The sequence below is a fragment of the Streptacidiphilus sp. BW17 genome, assembly GCF_041262485.1.
Classification (GTDB): domain Bacteria; phylum Actinomycetota; class Actinomycetes; order Streptomycetales; family Streptomycetaceae; genus Streptacidiphilus.
This window is the reverse complement of record NZ_JBGCCR010000038.1, coordinates 32316-50000: the sequence shown is the minus strand read 5'-3', so window position 1 is coordinate 50000 and position 17685 is coordinate 32316. Positions and strand designations below refer to the sequence as shown.

17 protein-coding genes are annotated in these 17685 nt (G+C 71.0%); 5 read left to right on the top strand and 12 right to left on the bottom strand.

Annotation, left to right across the window (positions count from 1 at the left end):
* Positions 1-10: 10 nt before the first annotated feature.
* The 3 genes from ABH940_RS31945 to ABH940_RS31935 all read right to left on the bottom strand — a co-directional run bounded on the left by ABH940_RS31945 (position 11) and on the right by ABH940_RS31935 (position 3157).
* Complete coding sequence (locus ABH940_RS31945) at positions 11-568, bottom strand: Uma2 family endonuclease (RefSeq protein ID WP_370070942.1); 558 nt, start codon at positions 566-568, stop codon at positions 11-13.
* 27 nt (positions 569-595) lie between these two features.
* Positions 596-1750: a phosphodiester glycosidase family protein gene (locus tag ABH940_RS31940; RefSeq protein WP_370070940.1), complete on the bottom strand. Its 1155-nt coding sequence runs from the start codon at positions 1748-1750 to the stop codon at positions 596-598.
* Between the two features lie 111 nt (positions 1751-1861).
* Entirely contained in the window at positions 1862-3157 is a 1296-nt protein-coding gene (locus ABH940_RS31935) for an MFS transporter (protein ID WP_370106869.1), read from the bottom strand.
* A gap of 62 nt (positions 3158-3219) precedes the next feature.
* On the opposite strand from ABH940_RS31935, the gene ABH940_RS31930 reads away from it, so the two are divergent.
* The 4 genes from ABH940_RS31930 (at position 3220) to ABH940_RS31915 (ending at position 8585) form a co-directional block, all read left to right on the top strand.
* On the top strand, positions 3220-4188 hold the full coding sequence (locus tag ABH940_RS31930; protein ID WP_370070936.1) for a LysR family transcriptional regulator: 969 nt from the start codon (positions 3220-3222) through the stop codon (positions 4186-4188).
* A 175-nt stretch (positions 4189-4363) separates the two neighbouring features.
* Entirely contained in the window at positions 4364-6751 is a 2388-nt protein-coding gene (locus tag ABH940_RS31925; RefSeq protein ID WP_370106868.1) for a protease pro-enzyme activation domain-containing protein, read from the top strand.
* A 135-nt stretch (positions 6752-6886) separates the two neighbouring features.
* Positions 6887-8008 (top strand): adenosine deaminase, encoded by a 1122-nt coding sequence (locus tag ABH940_RS31920; protein ID WP_370106867.1) that lies wholly within the window; start codon positions 6887-6889, stop codon positions 8006-8008.
* Positions 8009-8177: 169 nt separating this feature from the next.
* Positions 8178-8585: a hypothetical protein gene (locus ABH940_RS31915; protein WP_370070930.1), complete on the top strand. Its 408-nt coding sequence runs from the start codon at positions 8178-8180 to the stop codon at positions 8583-8585.
* 116 nt (positions 8586-8701) lie between these two features.
* Here ABH940_RS31915 and ABH940_RS31910 read toward each other — a convergent pair whose 3' ends face one another.
* The 5 genes from ABH940_RS31910 to ABH940_RS31890 all read right to left on the bottom strand — a co-directional run bounded on the left by ABH940_RS31910 (position 8702) and on the right by ABH940_RS31890 (position 12442).
* Complete coding sequence (locus ABH940_RS31910) at positions 8702-8890, bottom strand: PspC domain-containing protein (RefSeq protein WP_370070928.1); 189 nt, start codon at positions 8888-8890, stop codon at positions 8702-8704.
* A gap of 68 nt (positions 8891-8958) precedes the next feature.
* Complete coding sequence (locus tag ABH940_RS31905) at positions 8959-9558, bottom strand: VanZ family protein (protein WP_370070926.1); 600 nt, start codon at positions 9556-9558, stop codon at positions 8959-8961.
* Positions 9559-9672: 114 nt separating this feature from the next.
* Complete coding sequence (locus ABH940_RS31900) at positions 9673-10095, bottom strand: hypothetical protein (RefSeq protein ID WP_370070924.1); 423 nt, start codon at positions 10093-10095, stop codon at positions 9673-9675.
* On the bottom strand, positions 10092-11519 hold the full coding sequence (locus ABH940_RS31895) for a sensor histidine kinase (protein WP_370071055.1): 1428 nt from the start codon (positions 11517-11519) through the stop codon (positions 10092-10094). The genes ABH940_RS31900 and ABH940_RS31895 overlap by 4 nt, the downstream gene beginning before the upstream one ends.
* Before the next feature lie 245 nt (positions 11520-11764).
* Positions 11765-12442 (bottom strand): response regulator, encoded by a 678-nt coding sequence (locus ABH940_RS31890; protein ID WP_370070922.1) that lies wholly within the window; start codon positions 12440-12442, stop codon positions 11765-11767.
* A 224-nt stretch (positions 12443-12666) separates the two neighbouring features.
* Between ABH940_RS31890 and ABH940_RS31885 the strand changes: the two genes are divergently transcribed.
* Positions 12667-13347, top strand: coding sequence for a SigE family RNA polymerase sigma factor (locus tag ABH940_RS31885; protein ID WP_370070920.1), 681 nt, complete (start codon positions 12667-12669; stop codon positions 13345-13347).
* 165 nt (positions 13348-13512) lie between these two features.
* Here ABH940_RS31885 and ABH940_RS31880 read toward each other — a convergent pair whose 3' ends face one another.
* The 4 genes from ABH940_RS31880 to deoC form a co-directional block, all read right to left on the bottom strand.
* Complete coding sequence (locus ABH940_RS31880) at positions 13513-14148, bottom strand: uridine kinase (protein ID WP_370106866.1); 636 nt, start codon at positions 14146-14148, stop codon at positions 13513-13515.
* A gap of 99 nt (positions 14149-14247) precedes the next feature.
* Positions 14248-15153 carry an aldehyde dehydrogenase family protein gene (locus ABH940_RS31875; RefSeq protein WP_370106865.1) on the bottom strand — a complete coding sequence of 302 codons (906 nt, stop codon included), beginning with the start codon at positions 15151-15153 and terminating at the stop codon, positions 14248-14250.
* On the bottom strand, positions 15146-16582 hold the full coding sequence (locus ABH940_RS31870; protein ID WP_370070914.1) for an aldehyde dehydrogenase family protein: 1437 nt from the start codon (positions 16580-16582) through the stop codon (positions 15146-15148). The genes ABH940_RS31875 and ABH940_RS31870 overlap by 8 nt, the downstream gene beginning before the upstream one ends.
* A gap of 5 nt (positions 16583-16587) precedes the next feature.
* On the bottom strand, positions 16588-17577 hold the full coding sequence (deoC, locus tag ABH940_RS31865) for a deoxyribose-phosphate aldolase (protein WP_370071053.1): 990 nt from the start codon (positions 17575-17577) through the stop codon (positions 16588-16590).
* Between the last annotated feature and the right edge of the window lie 108 nt (positions 17578-17685).

The following is a 17685-nucleotide window of genomic DNA, read 5'->3' as shown; positions in this document are numbered from 1 at the left end:
GCAGGTCAGGTCACGGCCCGTAGGTCAGCAGGACGCTCGTGTCCAGCCGCCACGGGCCGACCTTGACCGTGTCGCCGAAGGCGAAGTGCTCGCGGCTGGCATACCTCGGCTGCGAGTGCACGATGCCGGTGCCGTCGCGGGGGTCGACGATCAGGTAGAGCGGGATCCCCATGGCGGCGTAGTCGCGGACCTTCTCCTCGTAGTCGTTCTCCGGGTTGGACTTGGAGACGACCTCGACCACCAGCAGGATTTCGGAGGGATGGAAAGCCGCGTCCTCCTCCTCGAGTGCTTGCTCGGGGAAGACCATGAGGTCAGGACGTCGAAGCCGACCCAGGCCCTGGTCCTCCAAGTCGGCTCCTCCGTGAGCGATGAAGCCAGGGTGGGTGTCGGGAAGCTGCTCGTTCAGCTGCCGGGCGAGCTTCAGGACCGCCAACTCGTGTCGCTTGACGGGCGACATCATCATGACGATCTCGCCGTGGGCGATTTCCACACGCCCTATCCCGGGTACCTGAGGCAACTGATCCGCGATCGCGCGGAGCCGGGCATATGTGGCGGCGTCCATGCTCATGCACCGAGTGTAACGACGCGTACCCGCTCACTGCCGGGCGTAGACGGCGACGAAGTCGCGGCTGGAGTAGTCGTAGTAGCGGGTGGGCGCGCGGACGAAGTTGACCAGGTTGTGGGGGACCGGGTTCTTGGGGTCGTGGGTGGCATCGTAGGAGATGTAGGACGGCCAGCTCAGGTTGATGTCCAGCATCATCGCCGTCACGGCGCCCGCGCGCTGCAGCATCGTCGCCAGGTCCTGGACGGTCAGCAGCCGCCCGCCGACGTAGACGATGTCGCCGTTGCGGTCGACGCCCACGCCGGAGCGGGCGACCGCCGGGTTGCCGCCGTCGTCGAGGCCCCAGGTGGCGGTCCCGCCGTAGCGGGCGTCGTCGGTGACCTGGCCGTTCAGCACCAGCGGGACCAGGCACTGGCGGACGCCGGTCACGTCCGGGGCCATGGAGACGGTCCGACCCCAGACGCCGACGGTGAGCGAGCCGTCCTTGTGGAAGACCTCGGACGCCGCGCCGTCGCGTAGATAGCCGACGGTCCGCCCGTCGAGGTAGAAGCCGCCGTGCGCGTCGCCGTTGGAGACCTTGAAGCCGCCGTTGTAGGCGGCCACCAGGCCGAGGCGCTCGTTCGGCGTGATCGTCGGCGGCACCGGCCAGGTCCCGCCGGGCTCGGCCACGCCGGGGTGGAGGTCGAAGCGGAGCGCCTTCTGTTTCATCCAGACGACGCCGACCGGGTTGCCGCTGTCGTACGCGGCCCACCGGACCAGCGTGCTCTGGACAACCGGCCGACCGTGCTCGGTGACGAGCGGGGTGAAGACGCCCTCGCCGTGCTGGGCGGGGGAGACCAGCGGTTGGACCGGCGCGTGCATCGGGATCGGTGGGAGCATGGGCGTCCGGGCCGGGGCCGGGTGAACGGCCGTCAGGGTGTGGGCCTCCGCCGCCGTGCCGTTCGAGGCGCAGGTCAGGGTGTGGACGGTGTGCTGGTGCCGGTTGTCGACCAGGTCGACGACGGAGCTGAGACCGTGGCAGCGTCCCCAGAGCACGAGCTTGGTCTCGGTCCCGGCCGGACCGGGCGCGGCCAGCGCGTCCTGCACGCAGTACCCGACGCCGGCGGCGAGGGCCAGGGCCGTGCCCAGGGCCGCCCAGCGGAGCCGCTCGGGGGTGAACGCGTTCTTGCTGATCCTGGGCAGTCGCATGGGGACCTCTTCGCTCGGCGCACAGGTCCGGGGAGACGTACCCCGGCGGGAGCGGCCCGCCGGGAAGTTCACCCACCCGGCGGACCTGTTCCCGCGTCGCTTTGGGCGGGCCTACCCCAGCGCCGCAGCCTGTGTGCGCCTCAGGTGCGCGGCTGAGACGGAGCCGTACGCCGTCACGCCCAGCGCCAGCACCATCGCCGCCAGTGCCACCATGACCGTCGCGTTCCATCCGGCGGCGTGGTACGCGTCCGCGCCGACCGAGCCGCCGAGGCTGTTGCCGAGGTAGTACGCCGCCAGGTAGAGCGCCGAGGCCTGCGCCCGTCCGGTGGTGGCCGTCCTGCCGACCGCCGCCGAGGCGACGCAGTGGCCGGTGAAGAAGCCCGCCGTGATCAGCACCAGGCCGAGCAGGGTCAGCGCCAGCGAGTCGGGCAGGGTCAGCAGTAGGCCGACGGAGGTCGTCCCGGCCGCGACGTACAGCGCGCCGCGTCGGCCCAGCCGGGCGCCCACCCGGGCCGACAGGGCCGAGGCGACCGTGCCGACGAGGTAGACCACGAAGATAGAGCTCGCCAGGGCCTGCGGCAGGTTGAACGGCGCAGCGACCAGCCGGAAGCCGAGCACGGTGTAGACCGCGCCGAAGACGGTCATGAAGAGCAGGCCGAGCGCGAAGAGCCGGGACAGCAGCGGGTTGCGGATGTGTCCGGTGACGGTCCGCCAGAGTGCGCCGGGGTTCACCGGTCCGGGGCGGAAGCACTGCGCCTTCGGGATCAGCACCCGGAACGCGATCGCGCACAGCAGCGACGCGACGGCGACGGCGGCCAGCCCGGCCCGCCACCCGTACGCGCCGGCGACGACGCCGGAGAGCAGCCGGCCGCTCATCCCGCCGATGCTGTTGCCAGCGACGTAGAGGCCCATCGCCGGGGCCAGCGCGGACGGGTGGACCTCCTCGGCGAGGAACGCCATCGCCGTCGCGGGCAGCCCGGCGAGCGCGACGCCCTGCAGACCGCGCAGCGTGGTCAGCACCGCCAGGCTGTCCGTGAACGGCAGCACCAGCGCGATCACCACCGCGGCGAAGACGGAGGCGGTCATGATCCGCGTCCGGCCGAAGCGCTCGGAGAGCGCGCTGATCGGGATCACCGCGAGCGCGAGCCCGATGGAGGCAGCCGAGACGGTCCAGCTGGCCTGCCCGGGCGTCAGGTGGAGGCCCTGGGAGAGGGAGGGGAGCAGGGCCTGGGTCGAGTAGAGCAGCAGGAAGGTGGCCAGACCCGCTCCGAAGAGCGCCAGCTGGGTGCGGCGCAGTCCGGGGGAGCCGGGCAGATGGCGCAGGTCGGCGTCGGGAAGGTCGAGGTTGGGGAGGGCGGGGAGGGCGGGGAGGGTGGTGCTGCTGGCTGGGGCTGCTTCCGCTGGCATGCTTCGAAACTAGGTCCGGGGCATTGATGCGTCCAATACATCAATGAGCGAGTATCCATACCATGAGGCATCATCGCAGCTTGGAGCCCGCATCCCTCCCAGCGGAACTGGCCGCGCTGTCGCCCAGATCACCTGCCGCGCTGCTCTCCCCGCTGCTGGCGCAGTTCGCGGCGGTCGCCCGGCAGGAGCACGTGACCCGGGCGGCGGCGGAGCTGGGCATGCCCCAGCCGACGCTGAGCCGGGCCGTGGCCCGGCTGGAGTCCGAGCTGGGCGTCGCGCTGCTCTCCCGCGAGGGACGCGCGGTCCGGCTGACCCGCGCCGGACGGGTCTTCCTCGCCTCGGTGGAACGGGCGTTGGCCGAGCTGGAGCGGGGCGTGGACGCCGCCCGCGCCGAGGCGGACCCGATGGGCGGCCGGGTCGCCTTCGGCTTCCTGCACACCATGGGGACGGAGGCGGTGCCGATGCTGCTGCGCGGCTTCCGTGCGGAGTTCCCCCGGGTGCGGTTCCAGCTGGTGCAGGACTACGGCGAGGCGATGCTGGACCGGTTGCGCGAAGGGGAGTTGGACCTGTGCCTGCTCTCGCCGCGCCCGGAGGACCCGGATCTGACGTCGCGTCGGATGGGGGAGCAGCGGCTGCGCCTGGTCGTCCCGGCGGACCACCCCCTGGCCGGACGCCGCCGGGTGCGGCTGGAGGAGTTCGCCGAGGACACCTTCGTCACCCTGGTCCCGGGCTACGGGATGCGCAGGATCACCGACAGCCTGTGGGCGGAGGCCGGGTTCACGCCACGCATCTCGTTCGAGGGCGAGGAGGCGGAGACGCTGCGCGGCCTGGTGGCCGCGGGCCTCGGCGTCGCGGTGCTGCCGCCGTCGTCGGTGCCGCGCGCGGACGTGGTGGAGCTGGCCCTGACCTCCGCCGCGGCCCGCCGCGAACTGGCCCTGGCCTGGTCGTCGGTCCGCCCGCTCCCGCCTCCTGCCGAGGCCTTCCGCGACTACGTGCTCTCCGAGAAGGACCATCTGCCGCTGCACAGTTGACCTGCTCCCCGGATGTGATCGTTCGGTGTGCAGGCCGCGACCGCTGCGACCGGCCTGTATGACGCCTCGCTACGATGCGCACGGGCGTGCGAGGAATGCGTATGGCGACCGGGGGGGCCGCGCACGTCTGTCGGTGTGTCATGACTCCCGGTTGAGCTTCGAGGAGAAGGCACCCGTGAGTTACCCGCCCTATGGCAGCGGCCCCGGGGGCAACGCGCCCCAGCCGAACAACCCGTACCAGAGCGGCTTCCCGCCGCAGGGGCAGCCTCCGCAGCAGTCGCAGCAGCAGCCGAACCCGTACAACCAGGGCCCGGCTGCGCCGCAGTCGCCCTACGGCGGGCAGCCCGCATACGGCGGCCAGCCCGCTTACGGCGGCCAGCCCGCTTACGGCGGTCAGCCGCCGTACGGTGGTGGGCAGCCGCCCTTCGGTGGCGGGCCGGGCATACCCGGCGGCGGAGTCGGTGGCTCCGGAGGCTCGGGCGGTGGCGGACCGAAGCGCTCGAAGAAGAAGCTGCTGATCACGGTGGGCATCGTGCTCGTCGTGCTGGTCGGCGGCGGCACGGCGGTCATGGCCGCCGTCGGCAAGAGCAACGCGGTCAGCACCTCGTCAGCGGGCGGGAGCAGTTGGGCTCCGCCGGCGTGGGCCACAAAGGCGAACGACATCGGCGCGGCCGATCCCAAGACCAAGGTCCAGGGCACGGTCTGGTTTGCGAAGAAAGACCCGAACAGCCTGGCCGAGTACGCCGAGAGTGTCGCCACTCCTGGATCACCGGACTATCACAAGTATCTGACTCCAGATCAGTTCTCCTCGAACTTCACCAACGCGACGGACGCCGGCACCGCCGTCGAGGACTGGGTCCAGCAGGCCGGGATGACGATCGTCTCGCAGGACGACCAGTCCGTCGTCGTCTCCACGACCTTGGGTGAGGTCGAGTCCACGCTCAAGGTCCAGGTCGACAAGTTCAAGCACGACGGCCGAGTGGACATCGCGCCCACCGGTCAGCCGCAGTACCCGTCCGACGTCAGCCAGTACGTCGCCAGCGTCACCGGTCTGACCACCTCCTCGCCGGTCTTCAGCGACTTCGTCGCCCAGTCCGGGGCGACTGCTCCCAAGAAGAAGGGCAAGCATGTCGCGGCGGCAGCAGGCAAGTACGCGCCCGCTGATGCCAGCGGCTTCAGCTCGCAGTACTGCAGTGTCTACTGGGGGCAGAAGCACTGGAACGATGCCCCGCCCGGCCCGGGTGGGCCACTGCCGATGCGGATGTGCGGTTACACCCCCGACCAACTGCGGCACGCCTACGGTGTGGCACAGAGCGGTCTGACCGGCAAGGGCGTCACGGTTGCAGTGGTGGACGCCTTCGCCTCGCCCACCATCGTGCAGGACCTCGCCCAGTACGACCAGCAGATGGGCCTGCCCCAGTTCGCGCCCGGCCAGTTCACGCAGGTGTCGCCTGCCGGGGGCTTCGACCCCAGCAGCACTCCTTCGGACGTGGAGAACTGGGCGGGTGAGGAGACGATGGACATCGAGGCCATCCACACCATGGCCCCGGACGCGAAGATCGTCTACTACGGAGCGCGCGCGGACACCGACTCCGACTTCGACAATGCGCTCGAGGATGTCGTCGCCAAGCACACCGCCAACATTGTCAGTTGCTCCTGGGGCGGCCCCGAAGCCGACAACCCGCAGGAGGAATACCAGGCCGAGACCCAGATCTTCCAGCAGGGTGCCGCGGAGGGGATCGGCTTCAACTTCTCCAGCGCCGATAACGGGGACTACACGAAGTTCGCATCCGAGGCCTCCGGCAGCGCCGACCAGACCACGACCCCGGCGGTCGCCTACCCGGCCTCCAACCCGTTCGTCACCGGGGTCGGCGGAACGAGCCTCGGCATCGGCGCCAACGGCAGTTACTCCTGGGAGACCGGCTGGGGCAACTGGTACCAGCCCGTTTCCGGAAACAGCTGGGCTGCGCCCACCACCTTCATCGGCGGTGCCGGCGGCGGCAACAGCAACGTCTTCCCGGAGCCCCCGTACCAGAAGGGCGTCGTCCCGAGCTCCCTGACCACCGTGTCCACCGGCACTGCGAACCGGGAGGTGCCCGACGTCAGCATGGACGCGGACTGGGACACGGGCATCTTGATGGGCCAGACCGTAAACGGCACGATCAGCGTTGATCCCAGTTCGAGCGGGTCGGGTGCAACCTTCAGCGAGAGCGGCGGCAAGTACGTTGCCTACGAGTCCGGCGGCACCAGCCTGGCCGCCCCGATGTTCTCCGGGGTCGAGGCGGATGCCCAGCAGGCGGCGGGCGGGGTGCCGGTCGGTTTCGCCGATCCCGCGCTCTACAAGATGGCCGGAACGCCTGCGCTCCACGACGTCGCCGGGGTGCCTGCCGCACTTGGACATGAGCCGGCTCAGGAGGGTTGGGACCAGAATCAGCTTCCCGAGATGATCACCATGGACTCGGACACAACGCTGAAGACCGCAGTCGGCTACGACGACATCACTGGCAACGGCAGCCCCGCGCCGGGCTTCCTGACCTGGTTCAAGGATCACCCGAACGGCTGAGCGGAAGCGCTACTTGTATGGAGGGTGCCCAGGGGTCGGGTCGTGCCGGCTGACCTGGGCGCCCTCGCCGTTTCCGGGGTGCGCGGCGGTGAACTTCGGAGTTGCATCTACGCGCGTAGGGGCTACCATCGGCAGATGGTGACCCAGACGCCCCCCAGCCCTCTTGCCACGCCTGAGCAGATCCGCCGCGCACCCAAGGTCGTCCTGCACGATCATCTCGACGGTGGCCTGCGCCCGCAGACGATCATCGAGCTCGCCGACGCCGTCGGATACGACGCTCTCCCCGAGCGGGACCCGGCCAAGCTCGGCCAGTGGTTCCGTGACGCGGCCGACTCCGGCTCGCTGGAGCGGTACCTGGAGACCTTCGCCCACACCTGCGCCGTGATGCAGACCCGCGAGGCGCTGATCCGCGTCGCCTCCGACTGCGCCGAGGACCTGGCGGCCGACGGCGTCGTCTACGCCGAGGTGCGGTACGCGCCGGAGCAGCACCTGGAGCGCGGGCTGACCCTCGACGAGGTGGTCGAGGCCGTCAACGAGGGCTTCCGCCTCGGTGAGGAGCGCGCCCGCGAGAACGGCGGCCGGATCAAGGTCGGCACCCTGCTCACCGCCATGCGCCACGCTGCCCGCTCCCGCGAGATCGCCGAGCTGGCCAACCGCTACCGCGACCACGGCGTCGTCGGCTTCGACATCGCCGGCGCCGAGGCCGGTCACCCGCCGACCCGGCACCTGGACGCGTTCGAGTACCTGGCGGGCGAGAACAACCACTTCACCATCCACGCCGGTGAGGCTTTCGGTCTGCCCTCCATCTGGGAGGCGATCCAGTGCTGCGGCGCCGACCGTCTCGGTCACGGCGTCCGCATCATCGACGACATCACCGTCAAGGACGACGGGCGGGTCGAGCTCGGCCGACTCGCCTCCTACGTCCGCGACAAGCGGATCCCGCTGGAGATGTGCCCCACCTCCAACCTGCAGACCGGCGCGGCCAGCTCCTACGCCCACCACCCGATCGGCCTGCTGCGCCGCCTCCACTTCCGCGTCACCGTCAACACGGACAACCGGCTGATGAGCGGCACCAGCATGAGCCAGGAGTTCCAGCACCTGGTGGACGCCTTCGGCTACACCCTGGACGACCTGCAGTGGTTCACCGTCAACGCGATGAAGAGCGCGTTCATCCCCTTCGACGAGCGACTGGCCATGATCAACGAGGTGATCAAGCCGGGATATGCCGCGCTCAAGGCGGAGTGGCTCTTCGTCTGAGGTCTCCTCGGCTCTCCTGAGCACCTCTGGTTCCTCACTCTTTCGAGGGATGCGGGATTTGGGGTGCGCCGCGCCTGCTGGATACGTTGGGCGGCCAGTCGGGCACCGGGAGTGACTGTCGGCGCTCGGCGGCACACGACGCAGACGACAGGACACGAGGAGACCGCTCATGAAGAAGGCCACGTTGCAGGTAGCGGGCACGACCCTGCTCGGCGCCGCGGTTGTCGCGGCCGTCGCCGGTCCGGCCGCGGCGGACCCGGTCGGCGGCGCGGCGCCGCAGCTCGGCTCGCTGACCAGCGGAGCCTCGTCGCTGACCGCTCCCAACGGCGGTCTGTCGAGCGTGACCTCGACGGCCCAGGGCCTGATCAACAACACCGCGCCGACGGTCCAGGGCGCGACGTCCTCGCTGCCGACGTCCTCCCTGCCGATCGCCACGCGCTCGATGCCGGAGCAGCGCGCGGCGGCGCCCGCGCCCCTGGGCGGCGGCCTGCCGGGCACCGACCAGTTGACGGGCGGCGTCGGCAAGGCCCTCGGCGCGCTGCACGGCCTGCCGATCCAGGCCCCGGCCATCAGCTGACGTACCGACAGTTGCTCCTTGGCCGGGCCGGGCCGGACTGGACCGGATCGGTCCGGCCAGGCGTGTCGACGTCGGCTCAGGGCCTGTCGGCTCACTGGCACCGTCGGCTCAGGGGTTCAGTCGGAGGGGAGCAGCAGCCACAGGGCCAGGTAGACGACGAACTGCGGCCCGGGCAGCAGGCAGGACAGCACGAACAGCACACGGACGGTGAGCGGGCTCAGCCCGAAGCGACGGGCGATTCCCGCGCAGACGCCGCCGAGCATGCGGTCGCCGCGGGGACGAGCGAGGGTGGCGGTCGCGGACATGGGATCACTCCTGAGGATCGGGCCCGGGCGGGTGTTTCTCCCGTTGTCCCGGGCTTCGTTTCGATACCTCAAGCCTCCCGTGCGGGAAGCCCCGTCGCGTCAGCCCCGCCGATGATCCGAACCCTGCCCGAACCCGTGCTCCGGAGGGACCTGACCTCAGGGGTTTTCTCAGGGGCGCTCTCGGGGGCGTGCTCAGGGCTGCCTCCGAGCCCCAGGCCGGAGGAGGCAGCGCGCCGTCGCAGCCAGGCCCGTCCGGCCGGGACCACGGCCAGGTGCGCCAGCGCGATTCCCAGCATGGCCAGCACGATGTCGTCGACGTTCGGCATCTTCAGACCGAGCGTGGTCTGCACGACCTCGATGGCGGTGGCGATCAGAATGCCCGTCAGCAGGGTCCGGGCGAACGAGCCGAACGCGGGCGCGTCCCGCCGTCCACCGGCGAGCGGCAGGAGCACGCCGAGCGGCGCGAGTGCGAGGACGCCGCGCAGCAGCTCCAGATAGGCCTGCGTGGTTCCGGCCGCGAGCTCCACCTTGACCGAGGCGAGCGGCGTCAGGTTGGTGTCGGCCACCCACGGGGTCGGCGTGGTGTGGACGGTGACCCAGAGCAGCACGCCCAGATGCACCGTCAGCAGCAGGAGTCCGAGCCGCCGTGCGCCCTGGTGTACGTCCACGGCTCCAAGGACGCGGTGGTGGCGCGGGTGGTTGCGCAGCGGTCAGCCGTGTGGCCCCCGTCACGCGCGAGGTGCAGTTGCCCCTCCGCGCCCCTGGGGGTGCGACTACCTGTTTCACGGTGCCTGACTGCCGTCCGCCGACGGCGAGAGGCTCAGGCAGGAGTCCAGCGACTCCGTGCTCTGGCTCGCGCTCGGCGTCGGGCTCGGTGCGGTCGTCTGCTGCGCCGCCGACGCCGCCGACGCCGCCTCCCCCGGCGGTGCCGTGGCATCGAGGCCCGGGATCAGGGCCAGCCAGGCAGAGGGGCTGGCCGACGCGGGGACCAGGAAGCTGGGGGCCGCCGGTTGTTCGGGCCCGTTCGAGGCACCGGGGGTCGGTGGGCAGGCGGTTCGGGACGCGGGCAGGCCCGCGTCGACCGGTACGGCGGTGCTGCGGATGCCGCAGCCGGTCAGCGCGAGCGCGGCGACCAGGCCGAGGACCACCGCCGCCCCCGTGCGTCGCGTCCGAGTGCTACCGCGGAGCTCCAGGCGTCGTTTCACTTCGCGTCGTCGCCTTCCTGCGTCGGCGGAGGGGTCATCGGCAGGCGCAGGGTGAAGACCGCGCCGACGCCGTCGACCGCGTTGGCCGCCGAGATCGTGCCGCCGTGGATACGGGCGTTCTCCATGGCGATGGACAGTCCGAGGCCGCTGCCCTCGGAGCGGCGGCGCGAGGCGTCCGCCTTGAAGAAGCGGTCGAAGACGTGCGGCAGCACGTCCTCGGGGATGCCGGGACCGCCGTCGGCGACCTCGACGACCAGCTCGTCGGCGACCTCGTCGACCCGGGTCCGCACCCGGACCGGCGAACCGCCGTGCTTGAGCGCGTTGCCGATCAGGTTGGCCAGCACCACGTCGATCCGGCGCGGGTCCACCGGGACCATGATGCCGCGCGGCGCGTCCAGTTCGACGGCGTCCAGCCAGGCGCGGGCGTCGATGGTGGAGGTGATCAGGTCGGCGATGTCGACCTCGTCGCGGACCACCTTCGCGGTGCCCGCGTCAAAGCGGGTGACCTCCATCAGGTTCTCCACCAGCTCGGTCAACCGCCGCGTCTCGCTGACGACCAGGCGGACGGCCGGCTCGATCATGGGGTCCAGCGAGTCGGCCTCGTCCTCCAGGATGTCGGTGACGGCCGTCATCGCGGTCAGCGGTGTGCGCAGCTCGTGCGACATGTCGGCGACGAACCGGCGGCTGGCGTGCTCGCGGGCGCTGAGGTCGGCGACCTGCTCCTCCAGTGCCGCGGCGGTGTGGTTGAACGTGCGCGAGAGCTCCGCCAGCTCGTCCTGGCCGGTCACGTCGAGGCGGGCGGCCAGATTGCCCCTGCCGAGCTGTCGCGCCGCCTCGGCCAGCCGGGCCACCGGCCGCAGCACCGTCGCCGCGGCCGCCTGCGCCAGTAGCGCCGCGCCGACCAGGGCCAGCAGGGTGGCGATGCCGAGCGACCAGGCCAGCGAGTCCATGTCGCGGCGCTCGTCGTCCAGCGACTTGAACATGTAGGCGGTCGGTCCGTCGGGCAGCACCCTGGTGCCGCCGATCAGGTAGGGGACGCCGTCGATGCTGACCCGCTGCCAGAACAGGTGGTACTGGTTCGGTGCGGTGGTGCACCGCACGCAGGGTGTGTCGACCTGCTGCTGCAGCGCGGTCGGCACGGTCGTCGGGGAGAACTGCGGGTTCGAGCTGACGGCGCAGCTCGGCGAGGTGAGCAGCACGTCGTAGCGGAGGCCGGTGGCGGCCACCGCGTCGGCGGTGTACTGCAGCTGCGCGCAGTTCGGGTCCAGCGGCAGCGCGGTGATGTTGCGGTCCAGCGACGCCCGGAAGTCCGCCAGCGCGGTGTCCTGGGTGCGCTTGAGCACGGCGTCCCGGTTGAGCCAGTACGCGATGCCGGACGACGACACCGCTGCGGCCAGGGCGACCAGGGCGAAGACGGCGACCATCCGTATCCGCAGCGAGGTCAGCCGGAGGCGCCGGGCCAGCCAGCTCGCGCGCGGATGCGCGGGACGCGGCTCGTCGCCGGTCCCGGTGCGGGTGCCGGTCGTGGTCCCGGTACCGGTTCTGGACCCGGCACGGCCGCTGCCGCGCTCGGAGGGCCCGGACTGCCCGGAATGCCCGGACCGCCCGGTCTGCTCGGACTGGTCAGGTGGCTCAGGGTGCCGGGTGTGCTCGTCGCTGGTGCTCATCGTCACGCGGGAACGTCCAGGCGGTAGCCCACGCCGCGCACCGTGCGGATCAGCGTCGGGGCGGACGGGACGTCCTCGACCTTGGCGCGCAGCCGCTGGACGCAGGCGTCGACCAGGCGGGAGTCGCCCAGGTAGTCGTGCTCCCAGACCAGTCGCAGCAGCTGCTGGCGCGAGAGCGCCTGGCCGGGACGACGGCTGAGCTCCAGCAGCAGCCGCAGTTCGGTCGGGGTCAGCTGGAGTTCGGAGCCGGCCTTGGTGACGATCATCGCGTTGCGGTCGATGACCACGTCGCCGAAGGCCGCCGAGTCCGAGCTCTCCCGCTCGCCACGCCGCAGTACCGCCCGGATCCGGGCGTCCAGCACCCTCGGCTGGACCGGCTTGACGACGTAGTCGTCCGCGCCCGACTCCAGGCCGACGACCACGTCGATGTCGTCCGAGCGCGCGGTCAGCAGGATGATCGGCAGCTGGTCGGTGCGACGGATGCGCCGGCACACCTCGAAGCCGTCGATGCCGGGCAGCATCACGTCCAGCACGATCAGGTCCGGTCGCTGCTCCTTGAACAGGCGCAGCCCGTCCTCGCCGGACGCGGCGGCCGAGATGCGGTGGCCTTGCCGGGTCAGCGCGAGTTCGAGACCGGTGCGGATCGCATCGTCGTCCTCGATGAGCAACAGGTGAGACACGCGGTTCATTGTGGCCTACCGGACGGGGGTGGATCGAGCCTGTGCGAGGAGGCTCCCGGCCGCTCCGTCCCGGAACAGGACCTTCGACCCGTGCTCTGTTGCACGCCTGTGACAGTCGGCGGACAGCGCGATGACGACCCCTTGGCAGGATTTTCGGTGTCGGGAGGAACACCGGGGGCCCGACACCGCAACGGACGCACCACTGGACACCGAGGGAGCACACGATGAACGCAGTCATCGAGGCCCACGCCGACAAGGCCGCCGCGACCCTGCCTCAGCCGCTGTACGCGCTCCGCTCTGTTCCTGGTGTCGGACGCCAGGGAGCCGCGAACGGTTCCACGGGTCACACCGACCCGTTCGAAGCGGCCTCCAGCCGCACCGACGAGTTCACCGCCTACGTGCAGGAGCGCCGAGCCTCCCTCTACGCGACGGCCTACCACCTGACCGGTGACCGCTTCGCCGCCGAGGACCTGCTGCAGAGCGCGCTCTTCAGCACCTACCGGGCCTGGGACCGGATCTCCGACAAGGCCGCGGTCGGCGGCTACATGCGCCGCACCATGACCAACCTGCACATCTCGGCCTGGCGCCGGCGCAAGGTCAACGAGTACCCGACCGAGGAGATGCCGGAGCCCGCGGGCTTCGCCGACACCGACGCGATGGGCGGCACCGAGCTCCGCGCCGTGCTGTGGCAGGCGCTGGCGAAGCTGCCGGAGAACCAGCGCACCATGCTGGTCCTGCGGTACTACGAGGGCAAGACGGACCCGGAGATCGCCGACGTGCTGGGGATCAGCGTCGGCACGGTCAAGAGCAGCATCTGGCGCGCGCTGCGTCGCCTCCGCGAGGACGAGAGCCTGGCCGCCGCAGACGGTGACCTGGGCCACGCCTTCGGCGAGCTGGTCGCCTGAGAGAGCTTTTCTGAGGGGGGGTGCTGCGGGTACGGGGGTAGCCCGCAGCGGCAAAAGGCCTGGAATCGGCGTTGGGGGACGCCAGGTCCAGGCCTTTTGCCGTGTGCCGGGCTTTCTGTGTCCTACGGCTTTGCCCCACGCGGCTTTGTCCTGCGCGGCTGCGTCCTACGCCGCCGTGGGCTGGACCGGTAGCGCCTCGCGCTCCCTGGCGCTGACGCGCTGCAGCGCCTCGCGGCCGTTGCACGGAACCGCGCCGAGATCCTTCTGCCGCGTGACGACCGCGCGCTCCGCGCGCATCAGGCGGTAACCGCGACGGAGCAGGTACGGGACGGACTTCCGCGCCTCGCGGACGTCGCGGAGGAAGCGGCGGTACGCCGTGGTCAGCGCGTGGTTGCGCAGGCAGATCGCGTCGGCGAGCAGCCCCTCCGCCTCGCAGGCGCGGACGATCTCCGCGGCGAAGATGCCCTCGGCGAGGAAGACAGGAGAGTCGATCGTCAGCGTGCGCGCGTCGACGCGGCCGTTCGCCGGGATCGAGTAGACGGGGACCTCGGTCGTGCCGGTCCCGCACAGCGCGCGGATCGCCGCGACCGCCTGGTCGAAGTGCCAGGACCGCGGGTCGTCCCAGTCGACGCTGTCGTCATGGAGCCGGGGCAGGGTCGGGTCGTCGCCGTCCTTGTAGAAGTCGTCGAGCTGGAGCACCGGGAGACCGGCGCGCTCGGCCAGCGTGGACTTGCCGGAACCGGACGGGCCGCAGAGCAGGATGACGCGGGCCGGAGAAGGGTTCACGGAAGAGGTAGCCACGGGACACCAGTGTGACATCCGCAGATAAAGAAGCGGGCACGAAAGAGCGGGCACGTGCTCACGGCGAGAGAGCACGTGCCCGCGTCAGTGTGGGGAGGGTCACATCCCCATCGGGTGCCAGACCGTCTTGGTCTCCAGGAAGGTCAGCAGCCGATCCGTCCCGGGGGCCGTCGTCCAGTCGAACGAGGCGTCCGCCGGGCGCAGGATCCGCTTGAGCGTGTCCGCCGCCGCGACCTCCAGCTCCCTGGCCGAGGCCGGGCCCTCGTCCGCGACGACGCCCGCCAGTTCGAGCGCGTTGACGTCGGCGTGGGAGGCCAGCGTCGGGGCGATGTCCTCGGTGCGGCCGGAGATCAGGTTGACCACGCCGCCCGGCAGGTCGGAGGTGGCCAGCACCTCGCCCAGCGAGAGACCCGGCAGCGGTGCGTTCGGGGCCAGCGCCACGACCGCGGTGTTGCCTGTGGCGATGACCGGGGCCAGCACCGAGACGAGGCCCAACAGCGAGAAGCCGTTGCCGCCCTGCGGAGCGACGACGCCGACGACGCCCGTCGGCTCCGGGGTGGACAGGTTGAAGTACGGACCGGCGACCGGGTTGGCGTTGCCGACGATCTGGGCGACCTTGTCGGTCCAGCCCGCGTACCAGACCAGGCGGTCGACGGCGGCGTCGACCAGCGGCGCGGCCTTCTTCGCGCTCAGGCCCTCCGACACCGCGACCTCCGCGGTGTACTGCTCGCGGCGGCCCTGGAGCATCTCGGCGGCGCGGTAGAGGATCTGGCCGCGGTTGTACGCGGTCGCGCCCGACCAGCCGCCGAAGGCCTTGCGCGCGGCGGAGACCGCGTCGCGGGTGTCCTTGCGGGTGCCCTGGGGGGCGTTGGCGAGCCACTCGCCGGTCTTGCGGTCGGTCACCTCGTACACCCGTCCGCTCTCGGAGCGCGGGAACTTGCCGCCGACGAAGAGCTTGTAAGTCTTGTAGACGTCAAGGCGGAGTGCCGTCGTGGGCTCAGACATCGAGGTAGGCCTCCAGACCGTGGCGACCGCCTTCGCGGCCGTAGCCCGACTCCTTGTAGCCGCCGAAGGGCGAGGTCGGGTCGAACTTGTTGAAGGTGTTGGACCACACCACACCGGCCCGCAGCTTGCTCGCCATCCACAGGATGCGCGAGCCCTTCTCGGTCCAGATGCCGGCCGACAGCCCGTACGGGGTGTTGTTGGCCTTGGCGACGGCCTCCTCCGGCGTGCGGAAGGTCAGCACGGACAGGACCGGGCCGAAGATCTCCTCGCGGGCGATCCGGTGGGTGGCGGAGACGTTGCTGAAGACCGTCGGCGCGAACCAGTAGCCGGAGGAGGGCAGTTCGCACGCCGGGGACCAGCGCTCGGCGCCCTCCGCCTCGCCCGCCGCGGTCAGCTCCTGGATCCGCGCAAGCTGCGCGGCGGAGTTGATCGCGCCGATGTCGGTGTTCTTGTCCAGCGGGTCGCCGACGCGCAGCGTCGACATCCGGCGCTTGAGGGCGTCGAGCACCTCGTCGTGGACCGACTCCTGGACCAGCAGCCGCGAGCCCGCGCAGCAGACGTGGCCCTGGTTGAAGAAGATGCCGTCGACGATGCCCTCGACCGCCTGGTCGATCGGCGCGTCGTCGAAGACGATGTTGGCCGCCTTGCCGCCCAGCTCCAGCGAGAGCTTCTTGCGGGTGCCGGCCAGCGTGCGGGCGATGGCGCGGCCGACCTCGGTCGAGCCGGTGAAGGCGACCTTGTCGACGTCCGGGTGCGCGGTCAGCGCGGCGCCGGTGCGGCCGTCGCCGGTGACGATGTTGACGACGCCCTTGGGCAGGCCCGCCTGACGGCAGATCTCCGCGAAGCGCAGGGCGGTCAGCGGGGTGGTCTCGGCGGGCTTGAGGACGACCGTGTTGCCGGTGGCGAGCGCCGGGGCGATCTTCCAGGCCAGCATCAGCAGCGGGAAGTTCCACGGGATGACCTGGGCGGCCACGCCCACCGGGCGCGGGTCGGCACCGTAGCCGGCGAACTCCAGCTTGTCGGCCCAGCCCGCGTAGTAGAAGAAGTGCGCGGCGACCAGCGGCAGGTCGACGTCGCGGGTCTCCTTGATCGGCTTGCCGTTGTCGATCGACTCGAGCACGGCCAGCTCGCGGGAGCGCTCCTGGATGATCCGGGCGATGCGGAACAGGAACTTGCCGCGCTCGCCGCCCGGCAGGGCGGACCAGGAGGTGAAGGCCCTGCGGGCGGCGGCGACCGCCCGGTCCACGTCGGCCTCGGTGCCCTGCGCGAACTCGGCGAGGACCTCCTCGGTGGAGGGGTCGACGGTCTTCAGCGCCTCGGAGCCGGTGGAGTCGACGAACCCGCCGTCGATGAAGTGCCCGTACGTCGAGGCGATGTCACCCGCGGCGGCGCGCGACTCGGGCGCGGGGGCGTACTCGAACAGTGCCATGGTGATCAGTCCACCGTCACGTAGTCGGGACCGGAGTAACGGCCCGTGGAGAGCTTCTGCCGCTGCATGAGCAGGTCGTTCAGCAGGCTGGAGGCGCCGAACCGGAACCAGTCCGGGCTCAGCCAGTCGTCACCGAGGATCTCGTTCACCATGACCAGGTACTTCATGGCGTCCTTGGTGGTGCGGATACCCCCGGCCGGCTTCACACCCACCTGCACGCCGGTGGCCTCGCGGAAGTCGCGTACGGCCTCCATCAGTACGAGGGTGTTGGCCGGGGTCGCGTTGACGGCGACCTTGCCGGTGGAGGTCTTGATGAAGTGGGCGCCCGCCAGCATCGCCAGCCAGGAGGCGCGGCGGATGTTGTCGTAGGTGACCAGCTCGCCGGTCTCGAAGATCACCTTGAGGTGGGCGGAAGTCCCGTCCGGGCGCTCGCAGGCCTTCTTGATCTCGGTGATGGTCTCGAAGACCTCCGAATACCGGCCGGAGAGGAAGGCTCCCCGGTCGATGACCATGTCGATCTCGTCGGCCCCGGCGGCGACGGCCTCGGCGGTGTCGGCCAGCTTGACCGGCAGCCCGGCCCGGCCGGAGGGGAAGGCGGTGGCGACGGCGGCGACGTTGACCGGCGCGCCGCCGAGGGCCTCCTTGGCGAAGGGGACCATGTCCGGGTAGACGCAGACGGCCGCGGTGTGCGGGACGTCCGGGTTCCCGGGGTCGGGGGATTGGGCCTTCTGGCAGAGCGACCGGACCTTGCCAGGGGTGTCGGCACCCTCCAGCGTGGTCAGATCGATCATGGAGATGGCCAGATCGATGGCGTAGGCCTTGGCGGAGGTCTTGATCGACCGCGTGCCGAGCCCGGCGGCGCGCGCCTGCAGGCCGACGGCGTCGACGCCGGGCAGCCCGTGCAGGAAGCGACGCAGGGACGCCTCGGAGGAGGCGATCTCGGCCAGGCTGTTCCTGGAGGCCGATCCGCTGGCGGAGGGGGAGGATGACGACATACTCACCAGCGCAGCATATCTACACGCGTAGCGTTTCGTCAGGGGGGCGTCCGTGTGAAGTGCGTCGGGTCTCGGTGCTTGACGCGCGTTGCGCCCGATGCCATACCG

Bases quoted from the DNA above. Each gene is read 5' to 3' on its own strand.
- ABH940_RS31940 (WP_370070940.1), bottom strand. From the start codon at position 1,750: ATGCGACTGCCCAGGATCAGCAAGAACGCGTTCACCCCCGAGCGGCTC.
- ABH940_RS31870 (WP_370070914.1), bottom strand. From the start codon at position 16,582: ATGGCACTGTTCGAGTACGCCCCCGCGCCCGAGTCGCGCGCCGCCGCG.
- ABH940_RS31895 (WP_370071055.1), bottom strand. From the start codon at position 11,519: ATGGTCGCCGTCTTCGCCCTGGTCGCCCTGGCCGCAGCGGTGTCGTCG.
- ABH940_RS31930 (WP_370070936.1), top strand. From the start codon at position 3,220: ATGAGGCATCATCGCAGCTTGGAGCCCGCATCCCTCCCAGCGGAACTG.
- deoC (WP_370071053.1), bottom strand. From the start codon at position 17,577: ATGTCGTCATCCTCCCCCTCCGCCAGCGGATCGGCCTCCAGGAACAGC.
- ABH940_RS31910 (WP_370070928.1), bottom strand. From the start codon at position 8,890: ATGTCCGCGACCGCCACCCTCGCTCGTCCCCGCGGCGACCGCATGCTC.
- ABH940_RS31885 (WP_370070920.1), top strand. From the start codon at position 12,667: ATGAACGCAGTCATCGAGGCCCACGCCGACAAGGCCGCCGCGACCCTG.
- ABH940_RS31935 (WP_370106869.1), bottom strand. From the start codon at position 3,157: ATGCCAGCGGAAGCAGCCCCAGCCAGCAGCACCACCCTCCCCGCCCTC.
- ABH940_RS31875 (WP_370106865.1), bottom strand. From the start codon at position 15,153: ATGTCTGAGCCCACGACGGCACTCCGCCTTGACGTCTACAAGACTTAC.
- ABH940_RS31920 (WP_370106867.1), top strand. From the start codon at position 6,887: ATGGTGACCCAGACGCCCCCCAGCCCTCTTGCCACGCCTGAGCAGATC.
- ABH940_RS31945 (WP_370070942.1), bottom strand. From the start codon at position 568: ATGAGCATGGACGCCGCCACATATGCCCGGCTCCGCGCGATCGCGGAT.
- ABH940_RS31915 (WP_370070930.1), top strand. From the start codon at position 8,178: ATGAAGAAGGCCACGTTGCAGGTAGCGGGCACGACCCTGCTCGGCGCC.